Origin of the sequence: Lentzea sp. NPDC058450, from assembly GCF_042721395.1 — a bacterium.
GTDB lineage: Bacteria > Actinomycetota > Actinomycetes > Mycobacteriales > Pseudonocardiaceae > Lentzea.
In genome coordinates this window covers 184,286-209,604 of the sequence record NZ_JBHXLO010000007.1, presented here as the reverse complement: position 1 = coordinate 209,604, position 25,319 = coordinate 184,286, and the positions used below count along the sequence as shown (strand labels likewise).

At 69.5% G+C, this 25,319-nt stretch carries 26 protein-coding genes; 15 read left to right on the top strand and 11 right to left on the bottom strand.

Annotation, left to right across the window (positions count from 1 at the left end; genetic code table 11):
• Nucleotides 1-48: 48 nt before the first annotated feature.
• From dapE to ACFWNN_RS14120, 3 genes are all read left to right on the top strand, one after another.
• Nucleotides 49-1,116 carry a succinyl-diaminopimelate desuccinylase gene (dapE, locus tag ACFWNN_RS14130; protein WP_382440299.1) on the top strand — a complete coding sequence of 356 codons (1,068 nt, stop codon included), beginning with the start codon at nt 49-51 and terminating at the stop codon, nt 1,114-1,116.
• 17 nt (nt 1,117-1,133) lie between these two features.
• A complete protein-coding gene (locus tag ACFWNN_RS14125; RefSeq protein ID WP_382440298.1) occupies nt 1,134-1,910 on the top strand; it encodes a TIGR00730 family Rossman fold protein in 777 nt (258 codons plus the stop codon).
• Between the two features lie 112 nt (nt 1,911-2,022).
• Nucleotides 2,023-2,556, top strand: a complete 534-nt coding sequence (locus ACFWNN_RS14120) for a TIGR00730 family Rossman fold protein (RefSeq protein ID WP_382440297.1) — start codon at nt 2,023-2,025, stop codon at nt 2,554-2,556.
• Here ACFWNN_RS14120 and ACFWNN_RS14115 read toward each other — a convergent pair.
• The gene (locus ACFWNN_RS14115; RefSeq protein ID WP_382440296.1) at nt 2,527-3,579 is read right to left on the bottom strand and encodes a winged helix DNA-binding domain-containing protein; all 1,053 of its coding nucleotides are present in this window, start codon (nt 3,577-3,579) and stop codon (nt 2,527-2,529) included. The genes ACFWNN_RS14120 and ACFWNN_RS14115 overlap by 30 nt on opposite strands.
• Nucleotides 3,580-3,589: 10 nt before the next feature.
• A complete protein-coding gene (locus tag ACFWNN_RS14110) occupies nt 3,590-5,086 on the bottom strand; it encodes a CocE/NonD family hydrolase (RefSeq protein WP_382440295.1) in 1,497 nt (498 codons plus the stop codon).
• 129 nt (nt 5,087-5,215) lie between these two features.
• On the opposite strand from ACFWNN_RS14110, the gene ACFWNN_RS14105 reads away from it, so the two are divergent.
• Nucleotides 5,216-5,554 (top strand): hypothetical protein, encoded by a 339-nt coding sequence (locus tag ACFWNN_RS14105; protein WP_382440294.1) that lies wholly within the window; start codon nt 5,216-5,218, stop codon nt 5,552-5,554.
• Nucleotides 5,554-6,465, top strand: coding sequence for a glucosyl-3-phosphoglycerate synthase (locus ACFWNN_RS14100; RefSeq protein WP_382440293.1), 912 nt, complete (start codon nt 5,554-5,556; stop codon nt 6,463-6,465). Before ACFWNN_RS14105 ends, ACFWNN_RS14100 begins: the two co-directional genes overlap by 1 nt.
• On the opposite strand, the gene ACFWNN_RS14095 is transcribed toward ACFWNN_RS14100, so the two are convergent.
• Genes ACFWNN_RS14095 through ACFWNN_RS14080 form a run of 4 tightly spaced genes read right to left on the bottom strand, consistent with a single transcriptional unit; the run spans nt 6,397 to nt 10,797 of the window.
• The gene (locus ACFWNN_RS14095; protein ID WP_382440292.1) at nt 6,397-7,698 is read right to left on the bottom strand and encodes an ATP-binding cassette domain-containing protein; all 1,302 of its coding nucleotides are present in this window, start codon (nt 7,696-7,698) and stop codon (nt 6,397-6,399) included. The two genes, ACFWNN_RS14100 and ACFWNN_RS14095, sit on opposite strands and share 69 nt — an antisense overlap.
• Entirely contained in the window at nt 7,695-9,044 is a 1,350-nt protein-coding gene (locus ACFWNN_RS14090) for an ABC transporter ATP-binding protein/permease (RefSeq protein WP_382440291.1), read from the bottom strand. Before ACFWNN_RS14090 ends, ACFWNN_RS14095 begins: the two co-directional genes overlap by 4 nt.
• On the bottom strand, nt 9,014-9,637 hold the full coding sequence (locus ACFWNN_RS14085) for a cytochrome d ubiquinol oxidase subunit II (RefSeq protein WP_382440290.1): 624 nt from the start codon (nt 9,635-9,637) through the stop codon (nt 9,014-9,016). The genes ACFWNN_RS14090 and ACFWNN_RS14085 overlap by 31 nt, the downstream gene beginning before the upstream one ends.
• Complete coding sequence (locus ACFWNN_RS14080; protein WP_382440289.1) at nt 9,637-10,797, bottom strand: cytochrome ubiquinol oxidase subunit I; 1,161 nt, start codon at nt 10,795-10,797, stop codon at nt 9,637-9,639. Before ACFWNN_RS14080 ends, ACFWNN_RS14085 begins: the two co-directional genes overlap by 1 nt.
• A 132-nt stretch (nt 10,798-10,929) precedes the next feature.
• On the opposite strand from ACFWNN_RS14080, the gene ACFWNN_RS14075 reads away from it, so the two are divergent.
• From ACFWNN_RS14075 to ACFWNN_RS14055, 5 genes are read left to right on the top strand one after another with little or no spacing between them, the layout of a single operon-like run.
• The gene (locus ACFWNN_RS14075) at nt 10,930-11,268 is read left to right on the top strand and encodes a PadR family transcriptional regulator (RefSeq protein ID WP_382440288.1); all 339 of its coding nucleotides are present in this window, start codon (nt 10,930-10,932) and stop codon (nt 11,266-11,268) included.
• Nucleotides 11,253-11,945, top strand: coding sequence for a permease prefix domain 1-containing protein (locus ACFWNN_RS14070; protein ID WP_382440287.1), 693 nt, complete (start codon nt 11,253-11,255; stop codon nt 11,943-11,945). The genes ACFWNN_RS14075 and ACFWNN_RS14070 overlap by 16 nt, the downstream gene beginning before the upstream one ends.
• The gene (locus ACFWNN_RS14065) at nt 11,942-12,244 is read left to right on the top strand and encodes a DivIVA domain-containing protein (protein ID WP_382440286.1); all 303 of its coding nucleotides are present in this window, start codon (nt 11,942-11,944) and stop codon (nt 12,242-12,244) included. Before ACFWNN_RS14070 ends, ACFWNN_RS14065 begins: the two co-directional genes overlap by 4 nt.
• Complete coding sequence (locus ACFWNN_RS14060; RefSeq protein WP_382440285.1) at nt 12,225-12,629, top strand: SRPBCC family protein; 405 nt, start codon at nt 12,225-12,227, stop codon at nt 12,627-12,629. The genes ACFWNN_RS14065 and ACFWNN_RS14060 overlap by 20 nt, the downstream gene beginning before the upstream one ends.
• Entirely contained in the window at nt 12,629-13,183 is a 555-nt protein-coding gene (locus ACFWNN_RS14055) for a DNA-3-methyladenine glycosylase I (RefSeq protein ID WP_382440403.1), read from the top strand. Before ACFWNN_RS14060 ends, ACFWNN_RS14055 begins: the two co-directional genes overlap by 1 nt.
• Here ACFWNN_RS14055 and ACFWNN_RS14050 read toward each other — a convergent pair.
• Together ACFWNN_RS14050 and ACFWNN_RS14045 are read right to left on the bottom strand one after the other, a co-directional pair.
• Complete coding sequence (locus ACFWNN_RS14050) at nt 13,170-13,955, bottom strand: enoyl-CoA hydratase-related protein (RefSeq protein WP_382440284.1); 786 nt, start codon at nt 13,953-13,955, stop codon at nt 13,170-13,172. The two genes, ACFWNN_RS14055 and ACFWNN_RS14050, sit on opposite strands and share 14 nt — an antisense overlap.
• 10 nt (nt 13,956-13,965) lie before the next feature.
• Nucleotides 13,966-14,763, bottom strand: coding sequence for a PaaX family transcriptional regulator C-terminal domain-containing protein (locus ACFWNN_RS14045; RefSeq protein WP_382440283.1), 798 nt, complete (start codon nt 14,761-14,763; stop codon nt 13,966-13,968).
• Between the two features lie 289 nt (nt 14,764-15,052).
• Here ACFWNN_RS14045 and ACFWNN_RS14040 point away from each other — a divergent pair, with 289 nt between their 5' ends.
• The 3 genes from ACFWNN_RS14040 to ACFWNN_RS14030 all read left to right on the top strand — a co-directional run bounded on the left by ACFWNN_RS14040 (nt 15,053) and on the right by ACFWNN_RS14030 (nt 18,480).
• Entirely contained in the window at nt 15,053-15,220 is a 168-nt protein-coding gene (locus ACFWNN_RS14040) for a DUF3117 domain-containing protein (protein WP_065914675.1), read from the top strand.
• A 172-nt stretch (nt 15,221-15,392) separates the two neighbouring features.
• Nucleotides 15,393-16,802: a leucyl aminopeptidase family protein gene (locus ACFWNN_RS14035; protein ID WP_382440282.1), complete on the top strand. Its 1,410-nt coding sequence runs from the start codon at nt 15,393-15,395 to the stop codon at nt 16,800-16,802.
• A 163-nt stretch (nt 16,803-16,965) separates the two neighbouring features.
• The gene (locus ACFWNN_RS14030) at nt 16,966-18,480 is read left to right on the top strand and encodes a hypothetical protein (RefSeq protein ID WP_382440281.1); all 1,515 of its coding nucleotides are present in this window, start codon (nt 16,966-16,968) and stop codon (nt 18,478-18,480) included.
• Nucleotides 18,481-18,524: 44 nt separating this feature from the next.
• On the opposite strand, the gene ACFWNN_RS14025 is transcribed toward ACFWNN_RS14030, so the two are convergent.
• Nucleotides 18,525-19,418, bottom strand: coding sequence for a LysR family transcriptional regulator (locus ACFWNN_RS14025; protein WP_382440280.1), 894 nt, complete (start codon nt 19,416-19,418; stop codon nt 18,525-18,527).
• Nucleotides 19,419-19,470: 52 nt separating this feature from the next.
• Between ACFWNN_RS14025 and ACFWNN_RS14020 the strand changes: the two genes are divergently transcribed.
• Nucleotides 19,471-20,715, top strand: coding sequence for an MFS transporter (locus ACFWNN_RS14020; protein WP_382440279.1), 1,245 nt, complete (start codon nt 19,471-19,473; stop codon nt 20,713-20,715).
• A gap of 1,332 nt (nt 20,716-22,047) precedes the next feature.
• On the opposite strand, the gene glgA is transcribed toward ACFWNN_RS14020, so the two are convergent.
• Nucleotides 22,048-23,199 (bottom strand): glycogen synthase, encoded by a 1,152-nt coding sequence (gene glgA / locus ACFWNN_RS14015; protein ID WP_382440278.1) that lies wholly within the window; start codon nt 23,197-23,199, stop codon nt 22,048-22,050.
• Nucleotides 23,200-23,287: 88 nt separating this feature from the next.
• Between glgA and glgC the strand changes: the two genes are divergently transcribed.
• A complete protein-coding gene (glgC, locus tag ACFWNN_RS14010) occupies nt 23,288-24,502 on the top strand; it encodes a glucose-1-phosphate adenylyltransferase (protein WP_382440277.1) in 1,215 nt (404 codons plus the stop codon).
• Here the strand turns inward: glgC and ACFWNN_RS14005 are convergent.
• Nucleotides 24,499-25,131 (bottom strand): O-methyltransferase, encoded by a 633-nt coding sequence (locus ACFWNN_RS14005; protein ID WP_382440276.1) that lies wholly within the window; start codon nt 25,129-25,131, stop codon nt 24,499-24,501. The genes glgC and ACFWNN_RS14005 overlap by 4 nt on opposite strands.
• Nucleotides 25,132-25,319 lie beyond the last annotated feature (188 nt).

The following is a 25,319-nucleotide window of genomic DNA, read 5'->3' as shown; positions in this document are numbered from 1 at the left end:
ATCGGCTGAACGGCCTAGCGCCCAAGCGCGCTGAGTAGGGTGAACCGCGTGTCCGACACCCTTGATCTCCTCGCCGACCCGATCGACCTGACGACCGCGCTCGTGGATGTGCGCAGCGTGTCCGGGGAGGAGGCGGAGATCGCGGACCTCGTCGAACGCTCGCTGCACGTGCACGCGCCCCACCTGGAGATCACCCGGTCGGGTAACGCCGTGCTGGCGCGGACGTCGCTGGGCCGCGGCCGCCGGGTCGTGCTCGCCGGGCACCTCGACACCGTGCCGATCAACCAGAACTTCCCCAGCCGCCGCGAGGGCGACGTCCTGCACGGCTGCGGCACCGTGGACATGAAGGGCGGCGACGCGGTCATGCTCGCGCTCGCGGCTTTGAGCGCCACCGCTGCTTACGACCTCACCTTCGTCTTCTACGACTGCGAGGAGATCGAGGCGGAGCGCAACGGCCTCACCCGCATCCAGCGCGACCTGCCCGAGTGGCTGCTCGGCGACCTCGCGATCGTGTGCGAGCCCTCGAACGGCGTCGTCGAGGCCGGCTGCCAGGGCACGGTGCGGATCGAGATCACGACGTCCGGCAAGCGCGCCCACACCGCTCGGGCGTGGATGGGCTCCAACGCCATCCACGGCCTGGGCGAGGCGTTGCGGCGGCTGGAGTCGTACGTGCCGCGGCAGCCCCTGATCGACGGCTGCCAGTACCACGAGGGCCTGCAGGCGGTGAAGATCGCCGGTGGCGTCGCCGGGAACGTCGTGCCGGACTCCGCCGTGCTGACCGTGAACCACCGCTTCGCACCGGATCGTTCGGTGGAGGAGGCGGAGGCGCACCTCCGCGAGGTGTTCGAGGGCTTCGACGTCGTGGTCACGGACTTCGCCGGCGGCGCGTTGCCGGGGCTGGAGTCGCCGGCCGCCGCTGAGCTGGTGTCCGCCGCCGGTGGTGACCCGGTGGCCAAGCTGGGCTGGACGGACGTGGCGCGGTTCGCCGCCCTGGGGATGCCGGCCGTGAACTTCGGCCCCGGCGACCCGACGCTCGCGCACACCCAGGAGGAGCACGTGCCGGTCCAGCAGATCACCGGGTGTTTCGACGTGCTTAAGCGATTTCTGCTGGACTGATCACTAGCATCTCAGTGATGAACGAAGAGAAGAACGGCGTCGTGGACGAGCGCCCCACCGAGAAGCAGCGTGGCCCGGTCGTGCTGCGGCGCGACCGCAAGGACGAGCTCACCACCACCGATCAGCGCCTGCTGGACTCGCGCGGCCCCTCCGACTGGGTGCACACGGACCCGTGGCGGGTGCTGCGGATCCAGGCCGAGTTCGTGGAGGGCTTCGGCGCGCTCGCCGAGGTGCCGTCGGCGGTGACCGTGTTCGGGTCGGCTCGCACGGGCCGTGACCACCCGGAGTACCAGATCGGGCGTGACCTCGGGGCGGCGCTGGCCGAGGCCGGGTTCGCGGCCATCACCGGTGGCGGGCCCGGTGCCATGGAGGCTGTGAACCGCGGGTGTTCCGAGGCCGGTGGGTTCTCCGTCGGGCTCGGGATCGAGTTGCCCTTCGAACAGGGGCTGAACCCGTGGGTCGACCTCGGGGTCAACTTCCGGTACTTCTTCGTGCGCAAGACCATGTTCATCAAGTACTCGCAGGCGTTCATCTGCCTGCCCGGTGGGTTCGGGACGCTGGACGAGCTGTTCGAGGCCTTGACGTTGGTGCAGACCAAGAAGGTCACGAAGTTCCCGGTGGTGTTGTTCGGGACCTCGTACTGGCAGGGGCTGTACGACTGGATCCAGAACTCGGTGCTGGAGGGCGGGAAGGTCGGGGAGAAGGACCTCGCCCTGCTGCACCTGACCGACGACATCGATGACGCGGTCCGGGTGGTCAAGGACGCGCACAAGGCTTGGGCCGACGCGCACTGACGGCAGTCGCGGGCGCCGGTCGTGAGCCTGCCGCAGCCGCGATTTGCGTGGCTGCGGCGGGGGCAGGGGCGATAGTGTGCGGCCTTCCCCGTCAGGAGTGGACTTCAGACTGATGTACGTAGCTGTTTATTGCGGAAGCCTCGCCACCGTTCCCCAGAGTTATGTGGAGCTGGCCGCCGAGGTCGGGCGTCAGATCGCGGCGCGTGGCTGGCACCTCGTGTGGGGTGGCGGACAGACCTCGATGATGGGCGCGGTCGCCCGAGAGGCCCGTGCCGGTGGCTCGCACACCTACGGCGTGATCCCCAAGGGGCTGGCCACTCGCGAGATCGCGGACCGCGAGTCGACCGAGCTGCACGTCGTCGAGACGATGCGCGAGCGCAAGAAGATGATGGACGACAAGGCGGACGCGTTCCTGACCTTGCCCGGTGGCATCGGTACCGCCGAGGAGTTCTTCGAGGTGTGGACGGCCGGGGTGCTCGGCATGCACGGGAAGCCGGTCGTGTTGCTGGACGTCGACAACCACTACAAGGGGTTGGTGGAGTGGTTGACGGAGTTGCGGGACAAGGGGTTCGTGTCGCACGCGGCGTTGAGCTCGCTGGTCGTCACGGACGACGTGTCAGTTGCTCTTGACGCTTGCGTCGTCTAGGCCCTTGGCCTGGGCCAGGAGTTCGGTCTCCGGCAGGAGGTCGGGGAGCGGGCGGTACGGGGTCGCGGTGACCTCGTAGCGCTTGCCCGAGACGACCTTGCCCTGCCAGGAGCCCGCGATCTCGCCGTCCACCAGGATGGCGCCCCGGCGGCCGAGGATGCGGAAGATGTCCTTCTGCGCCGCCTTGTCCGGGAGGAGCAGGTCTCGGTCGCGGGCCTGCAGGTACGGGTCCGTGGGCGGGAGCAGGCGGACGTCCGGTGGTTCGGCGTCGACGATCTCGACGTCCTCCGGCAGCCAGGCGGCCACGCCGTCGACGGTGACCTCGACGAGGCCCTCCTTGGGCCAGCGCTTCTTCAGCTCGCGGACCGTGGTGCCGAAGTAACTGGCCACTTCGGACGGTCCCGCCGGGCCGTGCAGGGTCAGGTAGCGGTGGATCAGTTCGTCGAATCCTGCCGTGATGCGGGGGACGCCCGGCCAGCCGTGGATCCGTTCGAACGTGACGGTCTTCTCCTCGGGGATGATGCGCAGGCCCGCGGGGAGGGCGCCGAGGCGGAAGATCGGGTCGCTCACGTGGTCGGTGCCGCAGCCTCGGCACGGTTCGACGGTCTGCTGCGGGGCCAACGGGGTGAGGGCCTTGCTCAGGTCGCCCTTGGTCATCGGCTTGGTGACGATGGAGCGCATCGCGGTGGCGATGTGGCGGAGGGCGGCGAGCATGTCGTCGACCTTCGGGCGGGCGGCACGGGCCCTCGCGTCGGCGTCGCTCCACGGCCAGAGGGCCCGGGAGAACGCTTTCAGCTCACCCGCGCGGTGCAGGTGCGGGGCGCCGCGGACGGACCAGGTGTGGGTGAAGTCCTCTGTCGAAGGTGCTTTCAGCCTGGCGGCGAGGCTCAGCACGGCCGCGCCGGCGGTGTTGTCCTGGACGCCCAGGGAGAACACCGCCAGCTCGGTCGCGTCGCTGGTCCGCCGGTCCAGTTCGTGCTGATGGATCCGGTGGAGGAGCACCTGTTGCCGGGTGAGGTCCACCCGGACATTCTTACGCCTTCGGGATGGTGAGGCTCGACGGTCCGAAGGTGACGGTTGAGCCGCGAGTTGATTCCGTCAGATAACGCGGGTCGACCGTGTCGATCACCAGTGCGACCCGGTTGCCCGCGTCGACGTTCCAGACGGTCGGTTCCAGGTCCACGGCGAGGGTCTGGGTGCGGCCCGCGCCGGTGACCTTGATCGGCTTGTGCGTGATCAGAGCGCCCAGGCCGAGCGGGCCCACTTCGTAGAGGTACGCGAAGAGGGTCGTGGTCTCGGCGCTCGGGGTGACCGTCAGGTTGAGGCGAGGTGTGCCCGCCAGGGTGGTGTTGCGGGAGTAGTACGGGCCGTTCCAGACGCCGGCGACGTTCCTGTCCACGAACGGCAGGGAGACGCCCGTCGGGATGTTCAGGAACCCTTGCAGGGCACCGGAGAGCAGGATGGTGCCGCTGTCGGCGACCGTGCCCCAGCCCGCGGTGATCCGCTTGGCGTCGAGCTGGAGGGTCTCCGCGTTGGCGTTCGGCCAGGCGGGGAACGTCTTCCAGGTGCCGCCGTTGTTGGGCTTGAGCTGGACGGGCGCTTCGGTGTCGATGCCGTTCGCGACACCCTTGACGTACTTGTCGAACCAGCGGCCGACGGACTCCCAGATCTCGTTGGGCAGGCCGGCCGCGCCGAACAGTTCGGCGGTGGCGTGGTCGCCCGGCGAGAGCATGAGCCGCTTCGGGCCGGTGAGCTTGCCGTAGAAGTCGGTGATCTGGCCCGGGGCGAAGATGCCGTCGTTCCAGGCGTTGCCGAGCAGCACGGCGGTGCCGTTGGCGTTGATCTGCGCGACCTTGGACGCGGCCGAGCGTTCGGCGGAGATCGGGACGACCTCCCAGAACCTGCCGTCGCGGTACGCGTCCTCGGCTTCCTGCAGGACGGGACCGGGACGTCCGGTGGCCTTGCCCGCGGCCAGCAGGACCTCGACGGCCTGCTTGTTCACGGTGTTGTTCGGGTAGAGGGACCGCGCCAGGTCCGTCCACGTGCTGAGCGCGGCGGCGGCCTTGATGCGCTTGTCGTTCGCCGCGGCCAGCAGGGACTGGCCCGCGCCGTACGAGATCCCGGCCGCGCCGACCTTGGTGCCGTCGGCGTGCGCGTTGGCGATGGCCCAGTCGATGACTTTGCTGACGTCACCGACGGTCTCGGGGCCTGCCACGTCGATCGTGCCGCCCGAGTCCCAGAAGCCTCGGCTGGTGTAGCTCACGACGACGTAGCCGGACTGCTTGGCGAGCTTCGCGGCCGCGCCCACGTACTCGATGTTGGGGACCGCCCAGCTGGACGGCATGACGAGCAACGGGAACGGGCCGTTGCCCTGACCGGTCGGCTCGACGACGAGGGCCTTCAGGGTGGTGCCACCGACGCCGGGGATCGAGCGGTACGAGATCTGGTGTCCGGGAGCGGCCGTTGCGGCGACCGGAGCACCGAGCAGGGTTGTGAGGAGTACCAGGACCAAAACAAGTGATCGTCGCACGCTGGTCCTCCTTGACCATGACGTAGATCACACAGGGTTGTTACTGCGGAGTAAACCAGGCTGCTACTCGTGGGTAGCAAGACCCTGTGAGCCAGGTCACTGTCGGTGCCGGTGTTTACGCTGGGTGGCGTGAACCGATTCCGCGTCACTGAGCTGCCGAAAGACCGGGTCCTGGTCGTTGCGCATCTGACCAGCGCGGACGCGTTGTCTCAGGTGGCCGCCGACGGCGCCGATGTCGTCGAGTTCGACGGCGAGCTGGAGCTGCCGTCGCTCACCGAAACGCTGGATGTCGTGACGATCCCTCCAGGGGACGAGGACTTCACCCTGGCGGCTGCCACAGTGGCTGCGATATCCGGCGCACGGGCCGTTCGTGCGTCTGACGTACGGCAGGCGAGGAAGGTTGTGGAGATGGTCGCGAGTGTGGTCGGGACCCGTCCGCCGGCCCGTGCGATGCGAGCGCTGGCCTGATGCTGCCCGCAGTCGAAGCCTGGTTCGCCACGCACACCTGGCAGCAGCCGTCCTGGACCGTCGACGAGCTCGTGGCGTTGAAGCGCGGGCGGACGGTGTCCGTGGTGCTGCCCGCGCTGAACGAGGAGGAGACCGTCGGTGCCGTCGTCGCCGTGGTCAGGCCCCTGCTCGGGACGCTCGTCGACGAGCTCGTGGTGATGGACTCCGGGTCCACGGACCGGACGGTGGCCGTGGCCGCCGAGGCCGGGGCGCGGGTGGTGCTGCGCGAGGACGTCGTGCCGTGGCTGCCGCCGGTGCCCGGCAAGGGCGAGGTGCTGTGGCGGTCGCTGGCGGCCACCACCGGGGACCTGATCGTCTTCCTGGACTCGGACCTGGTGGACCCGGAGACCGCGTTCGTGACGGCGTTGCTCGGGCCGTTGCTGCTGGACTCGGACGTGCACCTGGTGAAGGGGTTCTACCGGCGGCCGTTGCGGCTGGAGAGCTCCGGCGGCGGGCGCGTCACGGAACTGGTGGCGCGGCCGTTGCTGAACACGTTGCGGCCGGAGCTGTCCGGGGTGGTGCAACCGCTGGGCGGCGAGTACGCGGCCACCCGGTCCTTTCTGGAGTCCGTGCCGTTCGCGGCCGGATACGGCGTGGAGATCGGGCTGCTGTTGGACGTGCACCGGGTGCACGGGCTGGCGGCGTTGGCGCAGGTCAACCTGGGTGTGCGCAAGCACCGGAACCGGTCGTTGCTGCAGCTCGGCGCGATGTCGTCGCAGATCATGGGGACGGCGCTGGCCCGGTGCGGGGTGGCGGCCGAGTCCGGCCCGTTGACGCAGTTCGTGCAGGTCGGCGGCGAGTGGCTACCCGACTCGACGGACGTGCTCGTCGCCGATCGGCCGCCGATGATGCACGTGCTCGAAAAGGGCTAGCTGCTCGGTCCGGTGGGTGACGACCAGGGCCGGGCCGTCGTGGTCGGCGAGGATCTTCGCGAGGACCCGGTCTGCTTGGAGCGGGTCCAAGCCTTCGGTGGGTTCGTCCATCAGGAGGATGTCGGGGCGGGCCAGGACCGACCTGGTGAGGATCAGGCGCTGGCGCTGGCCGCCGGAGATCTCCTCGCCGCGTTCGCCGACGACCTGGTCCCAGTCGAGGTCCAGTTCGGTGATCTGCGCGGCCCGGTCCAGTTCCTCTTGCGTGGCATCGGGTTTGGCCAGCAGGACGTTGGTGCGGACCGTGGTGTGGAAGACGTGCGCGTCGGCCAGCGCGCCCCTGCTGGGTTCCAGGTCGTGCGCGATCGCGTTGAGCAGCGTGGTCTTGCCGGCACCGATCGGTCCGACGATCGCGGTCCGTCCGCGCAGGTCGGGGACGTCGTGGGTGGTCGCCGGCCTGGGTTCGTCGGTGGGTTCCGGCTTGGGTCTGGTGAGCGCGGCGAGCGGGATGGTGATCTCGAACGTGGCGACGGCGGCCATGATCAGCCACGCCGGTTCGTGCTGGGCGAGCATCGCGATCGCGGTGGCGAACTGGACGGCGATGGCCAGCGGGGTCAGGTCCCTGGTGCGTTCTCCGCGTGACAGTGCTTTCGCGGTTTTGGTCGCAGCGGCGAGTTTTGCGTCGAACAGGCCGTAGGCGATCAGTTCTTCCTTGCTGTGGACGAGTTCGGTGGTCTGGTCGGTCAACCTGGCGCGCAACGGGGTCAGGTCGCGCGGGTTCCTGATGGCGAGCCACGGCAGCAGGGCGAGGTTGATCAGCAGGCCCGCGAGCAGGGGGAGCGAGAAGCCCGCCGCGACCGTCACGACGGCGCCGACCAGGACCGCGGTGATCCACGGCAGGGTGGCGCGGAGCCTCGTGTCGAGGTGCTGGTCGACGTTCGTGACGATGCGGGTCAGCGCGGTGCCGGACGGGACGTGCGCGCGGTGCGCGAGGTCGTCGTAGACCTTCCCGCGCAGTTCGACGGCCTCGCTGAGCACGGCTTTGTGGCTGGTCAGGCGTTCGAGGTAGCGCAGGGCGCCCTTGGCGAGGGCGAGCGTGCGGACCGCGACGATCGCCACGGTCAGCGCCTGCATCGGCGGGTGTTCGGCGGCGCGCATGATCAGCCAGGTCGCGGTGGCGGTGAGGCCGACACCGGCGAGTTCGGCGAGCGTGCCGACGAGGATCGCGAGCTTCATACGTGGACCACCCTGTCGACCTCGTTCAGCAGTGCCGGGCGATGCGCGACGATCACGGCCGTGCGGCCTTTCGTGAACTCACGGGTTGCCTGGAGCACCAGGGATTCCGTGTCCGCGTCGAGGTGCGCGGTGGGTTCGTCGAGCAGGAACAGACCGGCTTCGCGACGGTCGAGGGCGGTGGCGAGCGCGACCCGTTGCTGCTCGCCGGACGAGAGGTTCGCCGGGACGAGCGTGGGGCGTTGCGGCACCCAGGAGAGCGCCTCCAGCCACTGGCGGTGGTCGAGGTCGTTCAGGTCGACGCCGCCGACGAGCACCCGTCCGTCGTCGGGCCGCACGAAACCTAGCAGCAGCCCCAGAATCGTGCTCTTGCCCGCGCCGCTCGGACCGACCAGCGCGATCCGGTCGCCAGGGCGGATGGTGAGCGAGAAGTTCTTCAGACTGCGCACCGACACGTTGTCGAACACGATCTCGGCGTGCGCGAGGTCCGGCGGCGCCTGGCCGGTCTTCTCCTTGTGGGCAGGGACTTTCGCGAGCACCTCACGGCCTTGCGCGCTGGCGTGGTACTGCGCTCCCGCCGCCCGGAGCGGCAGAAACGCTTCCGGGGCGAGGAAGAGCACGAGGAGCGCGGTCTGCAACGGCACCCCGCCGTCGAGCAGCCTGAGGCCGACCGGCACGGCGACCAGCGCCACCGACATCGTCGCCACGACCTCCAGCACGAACGCCGACAGGAACGCGACCCGCAGCGCCGACATCGTCTCGGTCCGATGCTGGGCGGCGAGGTCGCGGACCGTCGCGGACTGCGCCTCGGCCCGTCCGAACGCCCGCAGCGTGCCGATTCCCCTGACCACATCGAGGAAGTGGCCGCCGAGTGTGGCCAGGGCGTCCCACTGCCGGGCCGTGCGCTCGCGGGTGTGCGCGCCGACCAGGGCGCCGAAGATCGGGATCAACGGCAGCGTCGCGAGGATGGTCAGCGCCGCCGTGAGGTCCGCGAACCCCAGCCTGATCACGACCGCGAGCGGCACCACGACGGCCAGAACCTGTTGCGGCAGATAGCCCACGACGTACGGCGTCACGTCATGCACGCCCCTCGTGACCAGCGTGGCGACCTCGCCCGCCTTGGCGCCGGGCGTGCGCAGGAAGGCTGCACGGAGGCGGGTTCGGGTGCGTTCGGCGGCCCGGTGCGCCCACTCGCGATGCACCCACCAGACGAGCACGCGCGCCGCGATCACGAGGCACAGCAGGGACAGTCCCGTTCCGCCGCTCAGCACCGACGCCAGGAGTTCCGCCTGCGCCAGCACCAGGAACGGGACGGGGATCAGCGCGAGGAGATGGCGACGGTCGACCACTGCAGCACCACCACCAGCGGAATGATCGGGACAGCGACCCAGGCGAGCAGGCCGAGCGTGTCGGAGTGCGCCATGAGCCCCGTGACGTCGATCGAGGAGAACGCAAGCGGGATCGGCAACGCGCACAGGGCGGCCGTGAGCGGGAAGACCTTCCACCGCCGGGTCTGGAACACCCAGCCGTGCACCGCGAACAACACCGGCATGACGAACGCGACGGGCCACGGCGCGTGCAGCAGGTGGGCCAGGAACAGCCCCCACCCCACCGACACCATCAGCGCACCGCTGAACACCAGCCACCACCACAACCGCAGCTGCACGGCCGCCATGAACAGCACCAACCCGGCCAGGACCAGCGTGAACGTGCTGTGCGCGCCGGACAGCAGCTCGCCTTCGAGCCGGGGGAACGCCGCGAACAGCACGCCGATCGCCGCGACCAGCCACACCTCGTTGCCCAGGAAGAACGGGTTCATCTGCCGCAGCACGACCTCACGACCGCGGAACGGCAGCAGCAACCCCGAGCCGTAGTCGAACCCGGCCAGCGCGAAGTACCCGACCGCGAGCACACCGAGCACGGTCAACCAGAGAGCTTCCATCAGAGCGTCACCACCAACGGAGAGACAGGGGCGGGCGCCACGTCCGGACCGCGACGGACCGCACGCGCGATCAACGCCCAGTCGACGCACGCCAGCACCACGAACAGGGACGTGAACACGATGAGCGACAACAGGATCTGCGAAGCGTCCACATGCGACACAGCGTCCTCGGTGCGCAACAGCCCGTAGATCAGCCACGGCTGCCGCCCGACCTCCCGGAACATCCACCCGAAGATGGCCGCCGCGAACGGCAGTGGCACGCCGATCACCATGAGGTACAACGGAAAGCGCATCCGGATCACGGCGTCGCGGATCAGCAGCGGCAGCGTGAACCAGCTGACGGTCGTCAGCGTCATCCCGATCATGATCATGAACCCGAGCGGCGCGCCGACCCACGGCGTCGCCTCGGTCTTGCCCGGCTGGTACTGGGCGATCACCGGGAACTGCGCGAAGCCGGCGCCGATCAGCGAGGGTGTCGCGAGCGCCGTCGTCCACACGCCCATCCGCAGTGAGCGGCGGAAGAAGTCGACCTCCGGCGTCCGCTTGATGAAGTGGTACGCCGAGACGCCGGTCATGAACACGCCGCCGACGGTGATCGCCGCGAAGACCACGTGCGTCAGCGCGGAGGTGAACGTCGGGTTGGTGAGCAGCGCGCCGAAGTCGTCCAGCCGCAGCACGTCGCCGTCGATCCGGTAGCCGACCGGGTGTTGCAGGAAGCCGTTCGCCGCCATGATCCAGAACGCCGACGCGAACGCGGTCAGGGCGGTGGCGTACAGCAGCGCCAGGTGCACCCAGCGGTTGAGCTTGCCCCAGCCGAAGATCCACAAGCCGAGGAACGTCGACTCCAGGAAGAACGCGATCAGCGTCTCCAGCGCGAGCGGCGCCCCGAACACGTCGCCGGCGTAGGTCGCGAGGCCCGACCAGTTCAGCCCGAACTGGAACTCCATCACGATGCCGGTGACGATCCCGAGCGCGTAGTTGATCACGTAGATGCGGCCCCAGAACCGCGTCATCCGCTCGTGGACGGGCGCGCCGGTGATCGTGAACCGGGTCTGCATGATCACGAGCAGCGTCACGAGACCCAGCGTGAGCAGCACGAACAGGAAGTGGAACGACGTCGTCAACGCGAACTGGAGCCGGGCGAGGTCTACTGCGCTCATGGGTAGAGACGCTATGTGTAGCGCGGCTACTTATTAAGGCGTTCGGACCGATCTCAGGGGGATCTCAGGGCTGACCCTGAACGTGGATTTCAGGGGCGATTCCGAGGGTCCGCATCAGTAGAGTGCCTACTCATGAAGCCCGACGCGCTCCGCGGTCATCTCGACGCGTTGCTGCTGGCCACGCTCGACGGCCGGGAGCTGCACGGTTACGCGATCATCGAGGCGTTGCAGCAGGGCAGCGGGGGAGCGCTCGACCTCCCGACCGGCACGGTCTACCCGGCGTTGCGGCGCCTCGAACGGGCCGGTCACGTGGTCAGCGACTGGAGCACCGTCGGCGGGCGCAAGCGCCGCACGTACAAGCTCACGCAGGCGGGGCAGCGGGCCCTGAACGCCGAGCGCAGCGCGTGGCGCGAGTTCACGACGGTCATCGACGGGGTGCTGGGGGGTGACGGCAAGTGGGCGCAGACGTGATGGACGCGGACGTGATCGAGCGGTACGTCGCCGATCTCGGATCGCGGTTGCAGGGCTCGAAGAAGCAGGTCCGCGACCTGCTCACGGAGACGCGGGACAGCCTCGTCGACGCGACCGAGGCGCACCTGGACGACGGGCTGAGCGAGACCGAGGCGCAGCAGCGCGCGGTCGAGGAGTTCGGGCCGGTCCGCGAGATCGCCAACGAGTACCAGGCCGAGCTCGCCGTCGCCTACGGCACGCGCACGCTCGTGTGGCTCGCGATCGTGCTGCCGTTGATGCACATGACGTGGGAGTACGGCCGGATGCTGCTCATCGGGCCGTGGCAGGACTTCGGCACGATGCCGCCGCCCTGGTACCTGTTCGTCGCCAAGGCCAACGACCTGACGAGCGGCATCGCGTCCGGTGTGGCGTTGGTGGCGTTGATCCTCGGCCGGGTGCTGGCCCGCCGGTTCGACACGAAACTGCTGGCCAAGATCGGTGCGGGCGTCGCTCTGGCCGCCGTCGGGGCCGTGCTGCTCGGCAACGTCTCGATCATTCTGGCGACCGCGCACTTCGACGCGTCGCGGCTGGTGTCGTCGCTGCCGATGCTGATCGCGAGCCTGATCACCTGGATCGTGATCGTTCGTCTCGGTCTGCTCGCTCGCCGCAGCCTGAGCTGTGCCACGATCGTCGCGTGACCAACGCCCTGATCTACCTGATCGTGATGATCGCCGTCGCGGCAGTGGTGTTCCTGCTCGCGGCGTTGGTGTTCGGGCGCGGCGAGGAGCTCGCGCCGCTGCCGCCCGGAGCGTCGCCCACGCGGCTGCCGGCCGAGGACATCACCGCGGAGGACGTGCGCGGCCTGAAGTTCCAGCAGGTGTTCCGCGGCTACAAGATGAGCGAGGTCGACTGGGCGTTGCAACGGCTCTCGGCCGAGGTCGAGACCCTGCGGGCGCGCGTCGAGGAGCTGGAGAGCAGTGAGCACCACCGAGCTTGAGCTGACCGTCGAGGTCGCCGCGCCGCCTGACACGATCTTCCGCGCCATGTCGGACTGGGAACGCCAGTCGGAGTGGATCTTCGGCACGACCGTGTCCGTCGTCGCCGGTGACGGGCGGTCGGTCGGCAGCGAGATCGACGCGCGCACGTTCGGCGTCAGCGACCGCATGCGGATCACCCGCTGGGACCCGCCGCACGCCGTGGAGGTCCTGCACCTCGGTCGCGTGGTGCGCGGCACGGGCGTGTTCGCCGTGCGCGGCAGCCGTTTCGTGTGGAGCGAACGCCTCGACGTGCCGTTCTTCTACCCGTTGGTGAAGCCGCTCTTCGTGCTGATGCTCCAGCGCTCGTTGCGGCGCTTCGCCCGTTTCGCCGAGGAGTACCGGTGATCGTCCGCTGCCCGTGGGGCGACTCGACCCCGGACTACGCCGACTACCACGACACCGAGTGGGGCGTGGAACTCCACGGCACCCCGGAGCTCTACGAGCGGATGTCGTTGGAGGCGTTCCAATCCGGCCTGTCGTGGATCACGATCCTGCGCAAGCGCCCGGCGTTCCGCGCGGCCTTCGGCGACTTCGACCCGATGCTGGTGGCGAAGTTCGGCCCGGCCGACGTGGAACGGCTGATGGCCGACGCGGGCATCGTCCGCAACCGGATGAAGATCGACGCCACCATCCACAACGCCCGGGTGATCGTCTCGGAGGGCGTCGACCTGGACGCGCTGCTGTGGTCGTTCGCGCCGAAGAAGCACAAGCGGCCGAAGTCGTTCGCGGACGTGCCGGCTATCACCGACGAGTCCAAGGCGATGGCCAAGGAACTGAAGAAGCGCGGCTTCAAGTTCCTCGGCCCCACCACGTGCTACGCGCTGATGCAGGCGACCGGCATGGTCGACGACCACATCTCGACGTGCTTCCGGGCCAGGAAGGCCGCTACTTCCCGCTGAACTTCGGCGCCCTCTTGTTCACGAACGCGTCCACCGCCTCGCGGTGGTCGTCCGTCGCGCCGCACTCGGCCTGGGTGCGGCGTTCGGCCTCCAGGGCGTCCTCCAGCGTGCCGTCCGCGGCCGCCGCCAGCGCTTCCTTGATCTTCGCGTACGCCGTCGTCGGCCCCTTGGCGAGCTTCGCGGCCAGCAGGTGCGCGGTCGACAGCAGTTCCTCGTCCGGCACGACCTGGTTGACCATGCCGACCCGCAACGCCTCCTCGGCTCCGACGGGCTGGGCGAGCAGCATCATCTCCATGGCGCGGCCGTACCCGATCAGGCGGGGCAACGTGTACGAGGCGCCGCTGTCCGCCGTCAGGCCCACGTTGGCGAACGCCATCAGGAACTTCGCCGACTGGCCCGCGATGCGCAGGTCCGCCGCGTAGGCGAACGACGCGCCCGCGCCCGCCGCGCTGCCGTTGACGGCGGCGATCACCGGCTTCGGCATGGCGATCAGCTCGCGCACGATCGGGTTGTAGTGCTTCTCGACCGTGTTCAACGGGGCAGGATCGCCTGCCTGGAGCAGGCCGATGTGCTCCTTGAGGTCCTGGCCCGCGCAGAACGCCTTGCCCGCGCCTGTGATCACGATCGCGCGCACCGACGAGTCCGCCGCCGCGTCCTGGAGCGCCGCGAGGAACGACTCCTTCAGTGACGTCGTGAAGGCGTTGTACGACTCGGGGCGGTTGAACGTGAGCGTGCGCACACCATCGGCGTCGTCGACGAGGAGCTCGGACACTGGACCTCCATCAAGCTGTGGAAACGTTGCGCACCGGCCGCAGGCACTCGTCGACGAACCGACTCGTGCCCGGTGCGAGCCGCAGGGTCTGTTCGTCGAAGAACGACGCTGCCGCGTGCCCCGGCCAGTCCGGTGGCAACAGTTCAGCAGGAAGACCGGGATCGCGGAACAGGAACTTCCGCCACGCGTGCAGGAGCTGCTGCGAGGCGGCGAAGGCGGCCGCGTCGTCCGTTTCGTCCACAACGGACACCACCTCGTGCCAGTGCGCGACGAAACCGGCGTAGTCGCGGCCCAGTTCGGCGAGGTCCCAGGCCTTCGCCGCGAGGCCGGCGTCGCCACCGTCGTGTGAACCGTGAAAAGTTCGTGCCGCGACCTGTTCGGCATCCAAGACGTCGGTCAGCTCGGGGGACGGGCGGGGCGCGATCCACGTCACAGGACCGAGGGCGCCGTAGCCGAGCAGCTGCAGTTCGGACGCCAGGTGGTCGCGCGAGTCGCGGCCCGGCAGCTCCTCCAGCACCACGACGTGCCAGCGACCGTCCCAGGTGGACGGCCCGGTGCGGTAGATGCGGGCGGCGGCCTCGTCCAGACGTCGTTCCCCGCGAGGTGTCATCGCGTATCCGGGCCCGTCAGGGAGCCGCGTGGGCTGCAACCAGCCCTGCCGGACGGTGCGCGAGACGGCGGTGCGGACGGCCGGCGCGGCGAAACCGAGGGGCTCCAGCAACCGGACGAGCGCGGCGATGGTGGCGGCGCCACCGCGTTCGCGGAGGTGGCCGCCGTAGACGTCGAAGAGCGCGGAACGGGCTCGCACCCGGCCCAGTCTGTCACGCCGCACAGGAGGTCGTGCCGGGTCGCGGGGATCACGGCCGCCGTCGCCGCTTCGTGACCTTCACCCCGTGGAACCGCCCGACATGACCTTCGGTGCGGATAGTGTTGGGGCGTCGTGGATACAGGTGTTGATCAGGCACAAGTCAAGATCGAGAACCGTCACCCGGACTCGCCAAAAGATCGGTTCGGTTTCGCCCCTGAGTCGCGATAGGGGAGAATGGAGCAGATCCGGCCTGGCCGGACGGGGAAGATGTTGACGGAGGGAGCACGCGATGGCGGCCATGAAGCCCCGGACCGGCGACGGTCCCCTTGAGGTCACCAAGGAGGGGCGCGGCATCGTCATGCGCGTGCCGCTTGAGGGTGGTGGGCGCCTTGTCGTCGAGATGTCGGCAGACGAGGCAAGCGCCTTGGGCGACGCGCTGAAGGCCGCCGCCGGCTGAGGCACCCCGGCGAGGAGCTGTCGAGCCCCGGTTTCCACAGTGGAGACCGGGGCATCGCTTCGTTCTTGCAGCGTTCTGACAGGGCGGAGGCAGGCCCGGACGGCGCTGGGAGAGAATGAACGGTCGTTAATGCGTTAGGGGAGGTCCAGTCGTGGCGTCGACGGTGCCGTCAGTGCCAACCAAGCTCGTGGACGTCGAGGTGGCCACCACCTCGCGCCGCGCCGTTCCGCAGGTCGTGCTCGCGGCCACCGGACCGGCGCTGGGACCGGGCGGCGACGGCATCGACGTCTCCGACCTCACCGGCAAGGCGGGCGAGACGGTCCGCCACGACGAGGCCTGGACGCTCGGCGTCGGCACCGGCTCGGTCGCGGACTACCGCGCGGCCGGTGCGTCGCTCGTGCGCGCCCTGAGCGGCGAGGACGCGCCCAAGAGCGCCGACGTGCTGCTGACCCCGGACTTCGACGCCGACAAGGTGCGCGCGTTCGTGCTCGGCGCGGCGCTCGGCGGGTACCGGTTCAAGGTCACCGCCGAGGAGGCCCCGAAGCGGGTCGGCTCGCTGCGGCTCGTCACCGGCGACACCGGCTTCGAGGAGGTGCTGACGTCGGCCGCGCTGAAGGCCCACGCGCTCGCCACCGCCACCTCGCTCGCCCGTGACCTCGCCAACACGCCGTCCAACGTCAAGGACCCGCGCTGGCTCGCCACCACGGCCGCGAAGCTCGCGGACAAGGTCGACGGCCTGACCGCGACCGTGCGGGACGAGAAGTGGCTGGCGCAGCAGGGCTTCGGCGGCGTGCTCGCGGTCGGTGGCGGCTCGTCCCGCCCGCCGCGGTTCATCGAGCTGACCTACGGCACGACCGGGCCCCACCTGGTGTTCGTCGGCAAGGGCATCACGTTCGACACCGGCGGCATCTCGGTGAAGCCGGCGGACGGCATGCACCTCATGCGCACCGACATGGCGGGCGGTGGCGCGGTGATCTCCGCCCTGCTGGCCGTGGCCCGCCGGCAGCTGCCGGTCCGGGTCACCGGGCTCGTGCCGTGCGCCGAGAACCACGTCGGCGGGGCCTCCTACCGGCCCGGCGACGTCGTGCGGCACTACGGCGGCAAGACGACCGAGGTGCAGAACACCGACGCCGAGGGCCGCATGGTGCTGGCCGACGCGATGGCGTACGCGGTGAAGAACCTCAAGCCCGACCTGGTCGTGGACGTGGCGACGCTGACCGGCGCCATGAAGGTGTCGCTCGGCCTGCGCACCGGCGCGGTGTTCAGCGCGTCCGACGAGCTCGCGGCCGAGGTCGTGGAGGCGGGCGCGGGCGTCGGCGAGAAGTGGTGGCGGATGCCGTTGCTGGAGGAGCACGCCGGTGCCGTCGCCAGCGAGATCGCGGACTACAAGCAGTGCCCGCCCGGCCCCGGTGGCATCACGGCGGCGTTGTTCCTGCAGAAGTTCGCGGGCGACGTGCCGTGGGCGCACCTCGACATCGCCGGCCCGGCGCGGTCGGAGAAGGTCTACGACGAGGTCGTCGCGGGTGCGACGGGCTTCGGCGCGCGGACGCTCGTCCAGTTGGCTGAAAAATATTCGCGTTAACCTACGAACGGGCCATACGAGACGGCGACGTTCCACGGCATGATGTGAGCTCCTTCACAACGCCGTAGAGGAGCGCCCTGTGTTACTCCGCCTGGCTGTCGCCATCTCGTTGGTCATAGCGTCGTTATCCCCTGCCTCGGCCGCGACGCCGTGGTGGGAACCGGTGGCCCGTCCGGCACCGGACTCGCAGATCAACGTGACCGGCGAGCCGTTCAAGGGCGTCGACGGGCAGGGCAGGGTGCGCGGGTTCGTCGACGCGCACAACCACCTCATGACCAACGAGGGCTTCGGCGGCAAGCTGATCTGCGGCAAGCCGTTCTCCGAGCAGGGCATCGCGGACGCGCTGAAGGACTGCTCGGAGCACCACCCGGCGGGCCTCGGCGCGATCTTCGAGGCGATCGTGACCGGTGACTTCGACGGCCACGACCCGGTGGGCTGGCCGACGTTCAAGGACTGGCCGTCCTCGACGACCGTATCGCACCAGCAGAACTACTACGCCTGGCTGGAGCGGGCGTGGCGCGGCGGGCAGCGCGTGCTGGTCCAGGACCTGACGAGCAACGCCACGCTGTGCGTGATCCACCCGTTCAAGGACAAGCCCTGCGACGAGATGCAGTCGGTCCGGCTGCAGGCGCAGCGCACCTACGAGATGCAGACGTTCATCGACAAGATGTTCGGCGGCGCGGGCAAGGGCTGGTTCCGCATCGTCACGTCCGCCGAGCAGGCCCGGGACGTGATCACCCAGGGCAAGCTCGCCGTGGTGCTCGGCATCGAGACGTCCGAGATCTTCGGCTGCCGGACGTTCCTCGACTTCCCGCTGTGCAGCAAGTCGGACATCGACCGCGGCCTCGATGAGATGTACGCGCTCGGTGTGCGCAGCGCGTTCCTGTGCCACAAGTTCGACAACGCGCTGTGCGGCGTCCGGTTCGACTCGGGCACGCAGGGCGGCGTGATCAACGCGGGCCAGTTCCTGCGCACCGGCCAGTGGTGGCAGACCGAGGTCTGCAAGGGCCCGCAGCAGGACAACCCGATCGGCACGGTCGGCCCGAACGCGCTGATCCCGGCCTCCGCCGTCGCGCCGGCCTACGACCCGGCCAAGCGCTGCAACGTGCGCGGGCTGACGTCGCTCGGCGAGTACGCGGTGCAGGCGATGATGAAGCGGCACATGATGATCGAGGTCGACCACATGAGCGTGAAGGCCGCCGGTCGGACGCTGGAGCTCGCCGCTCAGGCCAAGTACCCCGGCATCGTCTCCAGCCACAGCTGGATGGACGCCCAGTGGACCGAGCAGGTCTACCAGCTCGGCGGGTTCGTGGCCGGGTACGAGAACTCGCCCGAGGGGTACGTGTCCCAGGCCGCCGCCGCGGAACCGTTGCGGCGCAAGTACGACGTGGGCATCGGGTTCGGCTCCGACTACAACGGCGTCGGGTCGCACCCGGCACCGCAGACCGGCGTGACGTACCCGTTCCGCAGCTACCCGGACGGGCCGCTGGTGGACCGGCAGCGGACCGGCGAGCGGGTGTGGGACATCAACGTGGACGGCGGCGCGCACATCGGGTTGCTGCCGGACTGGGTGGAGAAGGTGCGGCAGCTCGGCGGCGACCAGCTGGTGCAGGACATGCTCGGCGGGGCCGAGTCGTACCTGCGGACGTGGTCGCGGTCGCAGACCTGGAGCAGGTGAGACCGGAACGCGGTGTCAACGGTCCGTTCAGCGCTCGACTCCAGTCAGTGCTCGACGCCGTGGGTCTTCAGGGCGTGATCCCGGAAGGTCCTGACCGCGGGCGGCAGCGGGTTGGCCTTCAGCCAGGCCAACCCGAAGATCCGGCCCGTCCGCGGCGTCAGCGGTAGTTCGCGCAGGCCCGGTGGCGGCACGAACTCGGCGTGGGTCAGCAACGCCACGCCGAGTCCCGCCGCCACCAGCCCACGCACCGTCTCGATCTCCTGGCACTCGAAGACGTACCGGGGCGTGATCCCGGCGTCGGCGCACATGTCGTCGGTGATCTGCCGCAGGCCGTAGCCGTGCTCCAGCGTGATCAGGTCCTCGTCCGCGAGGTCCTCGATCCGCACGGCTCTGCGCGACTCCAGCCGGTGCCCGGCCGGCACCACGACGATCAGCGGTTGCTCGAACACCACCACCGACTCGAACTCCGGCCCGGCCGGTGGCGGCGCGACCAGCGCGAGGTCGATCTCGCCGCTCAGCAGCTTCTCGACCACGGCGTGGCGCGCGTTCTGCACCAGGCTGAACCGCACGTGCGGGTGTTCGGCGCGGTAGCTGCGCACGAGCTCCGGCACGATCGCGCGGCCGAGCATGTGCAGGAAGCCCAGTGCGACGTGGCCCTTCTCGGGGTCGAGCTCCTCCTCCACCTCGCGCAGGCCCGGCTCCAGCGCGGCCAGCGATCGGGTGGCGGCCTCGGCCAGCAATCGGCCCGCGCGGGTGAGCCGGACCCGGCGGCCCGTCTTCATCAGCAAGGGGGCGCCGAGCTGCTCGCCGAGCTCGGCGATCCAGCGGCTGACGGTCGGCTGGGGGAGCCCGAGGCGTTCTGCGACGCGCGTCACGTGCTCGTCGGCGGCAAGCGCTTTCAGCATCGCCAGCTTCGGGGCCAGGTCCGATTCGTTCATGGATTGATTCTCACGCATTTCCGTATTGGACGTATGGCTTAGCGTCGAAGCCGTGAACAGGTTGACCGCGTCCATCGCCGCTTCGGGGTTCGCGTGCTTCGCGTTGCTCTACACCCCGCAGCCGGTCATGCCGCAGATCGCGGCGGAGTACGGGCTGGGACCGAGCGGCGCCTCGCTCGCGCTCTCGGCGGCGACGCTGGCGCTGGCCGTGGTGGTCGTGCCGATCGCGATGCTGTCCGAACGGCTCGGGCGGCGGCCGGTGATCGTGGTCAGCGTGCTGGTGGCCGCGGTGCTCGGGCTGCTGCTGCCGTTCGCGCCCAACTACGAGATGTTCCTCGCGCTGCGCGTGCTGCAGGGCATCGCGGCGGCCGGCGTGCCCGCCGCGTCGATGGCGTACCTCGCGGACGAGCTGGAGAAGAAGAGCCTCGGCGCCGCGGTGGGCGCGATGATCGCGGGCAACAGCCTCGGCGGCATGACCGGGCGGCTCGTCACGGGCATGACCACCGACTGGCTCGGCTGGCGGCACTCGGTGCTGCTCGCCGGGGCGTTCGGACTGGTCGCGGCCCTGGTCGTGGTGTTCCTGCTGCCGAAGCAGCAGCACCGGCCGAAGCGGGCGCCCAGCGGCATGCGGGCGGCGTTGCGGGACCCGGTGCTGCTCTCGCTGTACGTGGTGGCCGTGCTGCTCGTGGGCGCGTTCATCTCGTTCTACAACGTGGCGGGTTTCCAGCTCAGCGGTCCGGCGTGGCTGGAGACGCTGGTGTTCCTCTTCTACGGCTTCGGCAGCACGGCGGCGGCCGTCGCGGGCAGGCTCGCGGACCGCTACGGCCGTGGGCGCGTGCTGCTGCTGTGCATCGGCGTGCTGGCGTTGGGTGCTCTCGCGAGTCTGGTGTGGGTGCCGCTCGGCCTCGCGATCGTCACGGCCGGGTTCTTCGCCTCGCACACCACGGCGAGCGGCTGGGTCGCCGCGCGGGCTCCCTCGCACGCCCGCGGCCAGGCGTCCGGGCTCTACCTCGCCGGCTTCTACCTGGGCAGCAGCATCGGCGGGACGTCCGGCGCCACCTCGTACGAGGAGTGGGGCTGGAGCGGGCTCGTGCTGGTGATCCTCGGCTGGCTCGCGCTCGCCGCGATGCTCGCTCAGAACTCCAGGGCGAGGGTGACGCGCGAGTCGACCGGCGCGATGGTGGTCTTGCCGAGGCGCGGCAGCTCCGGGGTGCCCTCGACCATGCCGACCGACACCGAGCGGGTGTCCGCCGGGATCTCCACGACGACCGCGAACGGCAGCGGGCCGCCGTCGTAGCGGGCGCCGACCTGCCGGGCGGTCGAGCCGTCCGGCAGCGTCACGGTGATCAGGTCCTTGGTGAGCAGGCCGCCCGCCGTGTCGGGGAGGTTGCCCTGGGCCTCGACCCGCACCTCCAGCAGCGCCTTGTCCGGCGCCGAGATCGTGGCCACGTCGTACTGGCTCTCGCCGAGCTTGATCGGGCGCTGCCGGCCGAGGCGGACGCCGGTGACCTTCATGCCGAGCTCGCGGTCGCCGAAGCGGATCTTCTGCGTGTGCTCCTGGAACTGGCCGGGCGCGGCGGCACGCTGCAGCACCGGCGGCGGGGTGTCGGAGCGCTTGCCCGTCTGGACCTCGACCCGCTGTTCCAGCGACTTCGCACCGAGCGTGCTCAGCACGAGCGACTCGGCGCCCTCCTGCGGATCCGGCACGGTGAACACGACGAACACCGAGCCGGTGGCGGGCAGCCGGTCGGCAGGGAGGGTCTGCCGCTTGCCCGGCACCTCCAGCGAGAGTTCCGACGGCTGCGGGGCGAACCCCTGCCAGTTGGTGCGGGTGAAGCCGCTGTCGGTCTCGTTGAACTTCTCGACCTTCATCCGGATGACGCGCAGCTTCGACCCGGACTCGGCGCGCACAGTGCCCTCGGACGTGTACCAGATGTCCGGGTTGGCCCAGCCCGTCACGGCGACGCCGAGCAGGTCGTCACGGAGCTTGACGTCGGCGTCGCCGAGGCCCAGGTCGACGTTGTTGCGCTTGCCGTCGTCGGGCAGCACGGCCAGGAAGTCGCGTCCGGCGGTCATGTCCTGCTGCTTCGACGGGTCGAACTCCTTGCCGTCGGTGCGCACGAGCGTGCCGCTCGGGGTGCTGCGGTTGCCCTTCTCGGGCACCTGCGGCGACTGCACCTCGTAACGGACCTCGTCATCCGTCTTGGTGACTTCCTTGAGCGGCACGGGCACCCAGTCGGTGCCGGCGCCGGTGCCGGGGACCTGGACGGGCCCGCACCACAGCCGCTTGTCGACCTCGGACTCGACGCCCGTCTTCGCGAACCAGCAGCTGACCGCGGCGGCGCCCGCCCGTGCCACGTAGCCGTAGGCCAGCGTGTAGGCGAGCTGCGCCTCGGCGTTCGACTGCAGGTCAGAGGCGTCGGCAAGCTTCTTGCCGTCGATCGTGACCTGGACGTTCTTCGGCTGCGACGCGGGTGCTGAAGTGGCACATCCGGTCACTGCGAACAGGACCGTCAGCCCCAGCACCGCACCACGCACAATCCTCGCGCCCCTCACCAGTTGGAACCGAAACGTCACTACTGGTTAAAGGCGGCCCTCACTCGTCAGGGTTGCCCTGAGTGAGTGTGTCTCAAATCACACTGCGATAGACCTCGACCGTCTGCGCGGCCATCGTCGACCACGAGAAGTCCTGTTCAGCACGCGTGCGTCCGGCGGCTCCGAAACGCTGCGCGCGGTCGGGGTGTGTGATCAGTTCGTTCACGGCCTGGGCGAGCTCGTGTCGATATGTCGACAAATCATGCTCGTCGTAGTGGACGAGCAGGCCCGTCTCGCCGTGCACGACGACCTCGGGGATGCCGCCGACGTCGCTCGCGACGACCGCCGTGCCGCAGGCCATCGCCTCCAGGTTCACGATGCCGAGCGGCTCGTAGACCGACGGGCACACGAACACCGTCGCGTGGCTGAGGATCTGCCGCACCTCGGCGGGCTGGAGCATCTTCTGGATCCAGAACACGCCCGCGCGCTTCTCCGCAAGCTCGCTCACGGCCGTGCGGATCTCCTCCGCGATCTCCGGCGTGTCCGGTGCCCCGGCGCACAGCACGATCTGCGCCTCGGGGTCGATCTCGTGCGCGGCGGCCACGAGGTGGCTCAAACCTTTTTGCCGGGTGATCCTTCCCACGAAGGCCACGATCGGCTTGGTGGGATCGATTCCACGAGACGTCAGCGCGTCTGTTTCCCGAACGGGGTGGTACGCGTTGCTGTCGATTCCGTTGCGCACGACGTGCACCTTGGCGGGGTCGAGCGCGGGGTAGGCGTCGAGCACGTCGGCCCTCATGCCGTCGCTCACGGCGATGACCGCGTCGGCGTGTTCGTAGGCCGTGCGCTCCGCCCAGGACGAGATCCGGTAGCCGCCGCCGAGCTGCTCTGCCTTCCACGGCCGGCGCGGTTCCAGCGAGTGCGCGGTCACCACGTGCGGGATGCCGTGCAGGAGTTTGCCCAGGTGACCGCCCATGTTGGCGTACCAGGTGTGCGAGTGCACGAGGGTCGCCGCGGAGATCGCGGCGGCCATCTCAAGATCGACGGCGAGGGTCGTGAGGGCCGCGTTCGCCTGCTCCAGGCTGTGCGGTGGGGTGTGGGCCGTGGCGTCCGATCTCGGCGCACCGAAGCAGTGCACGTCGACGTCCACGAGCTCGCGAAGATGGGGCACGAGGAATCCCACGTGCACACCAGCCCCGCCGTAGACCTCCGGCGGATACTCCCGTGTCAACAGCGCAACTCGCACGCCCTCACCGTAGATCACGGGCGTACTTGTTGGGACTGGCCACTTTGCGTCTGGTTCGAGAACGATCGCACGGATAGGGTCACATGCTGTGAAGGGGCAGCCGCACGTTCTCGGAATTGTGCTTGCCGGTGGTGAAGGCAAGCGCCTGTGGCCACTGACGGCCGACCGCGCGAAACCGGCTGTGCCCTTCGGGGGCAACTACCGGCTGGTCGACTTCGTGCTGTCGAACCTGGTCAACGCGGGGCTCGCGAAGCTCTGCGTGCTGACGCAGTACAAGTCGCACTCACTGGACCGCCACATCTCGACGACGTGGCGCCTGTCCAATGTGCTCGGTCAGTACGTGACCCCGGTCCCGGCGCAGCAACGCCTGGGCCCGCGCTGGTACACGGGCTCGGCCGACGCGATCTTCCAGTCGTTGAACCTGGTCCACGACGAGAAGCCGGACCACGTGGTCATCTTCGGCGCGGACCACGTGTACCGGATGGACCCTGGCCAGATGATCTCGCAGCACGTCGAGTCGGGCGCGGCCGTGACCGTGGCCGGCATCCGGGTGCCGCGCACCGAGGCCAAGGCGTTCGGCTGCATCGACTCCGACGCCTCCGGCAAGATCACCCGGTTCCTGGAGAAGCCCTCCGAGCCGCCGCACGTGCCGGACGACCCCGATGTGACTTTCGCTTCGATGGGCAACTACGTCTTCACGACGGAGGCGTTGCTCGACGCCCTGCGCGGAGACGCGCTGAACCCCGACTCGGACCACGACATGGGTGGCGACATCATCCCCATGCTGGTGGACCGCGGGAAGGCGCACGTCTACGACTTCCAGGACAACGAGGTGCCGGGCGCGACCGACCGGGACCGCGGCTACTGGCGTGACGTGGGAACGATCGACGCGTACTACGACGCGCACATGGACCTCGTCTCGGTCCATCCGATCTTCAACCTCTACAACCAGCTCTGGCCTATTCGGACGGCCACGCCGCCGCTGCCGCCGGCCAAGTTCATCGCCGGAGGGTCCGCTGAGGACTCGATGGTCGGGCCCGGCTCGATCATCTCCGGCAAGATCCACGGCTCGGTGATCTCGTCCGACGTGACCGTCGAGGTCGGGTCGGTCGTGCAGGGGTCGGTGCTGCTGCCCGGCGTGCGGATCGGCAAGGGTGCCGTGGTCCGGCGGGCCATTTTGGACAAGAACGTCGTGGTGCCGGACGGTGCGTTGATCGGCGTGGACGCGCCGATGGACCGTGAGCGCTACACGGTGTCCGCGAGCGGTGTCACGGTCCTCGGCAAGGGCGTGCGGGCCTACTAGGGGCGGCGGGCGGCGACCAGCAGGCCGTCGCCCAGCGGCAGGATGACCGGCACGAGCCGGTCGTCCTCCTTCACCAGGCGCGCGATGTCCCGCATCGCCTGGGTCGACTCGTCCCGCTGCGACGGGTCGACGACCGCGCCGTGCCACAGCACGTTGTCGAACGCGATGACGCCGCCCGGCCGCAGCATGCGGACGCCGTGCTGCAGGTACTGCGGGTACTCGGGCTTGTAGGCGTCCACGAACACGAGGTCGTAGGCCGCGTCGGTCAGCCTCGGCAGGACGTCCAGCGCCTTGCCCATGATCAGGCGGGTGCGCGACGGCGAGATGCCCGCCGACGCGTAGGCCTCACGGGCCGCGCGCTGGTGTTCGGAGGCCACGTCGATCGAGGTCAGGATGCCGGAGGAGGGCATGCCCGCCAGGAGGTAGAGGCCGCTGGTGCCCGCTCCGGTGCCGATCTCGACCACCGCGCGGGCCTGGAGTGCGGTCGCGAGGAACCGCAGGGCGGCGCCTCCGCCCGCGCCGATGGGCACGCAGCCCAGTTCCTGGCCGCGAGCTCGTGCGGCCAGGTGCACGTCGTCCTCGGGGAGGTACTGCTCGACGTACTCCCGCAGGGCCGATTCCGTGGTCACGGGGTAGCAGGTTAGTGCTTCCGGTGCCCAAAACGGGTGAACGTGGCCCTAACCGAGATTCTCAGGATGCTCTCAGCCCACTCTCACGATCGTTTAAAGAGCGCAGGAGAAGGTACAGAAGCAAGAAGCCAGGCTCTAGTCGGGAACAAGCCGGACCCGTCGCCCGTTGAGCCGCATAAGGGTCGCCG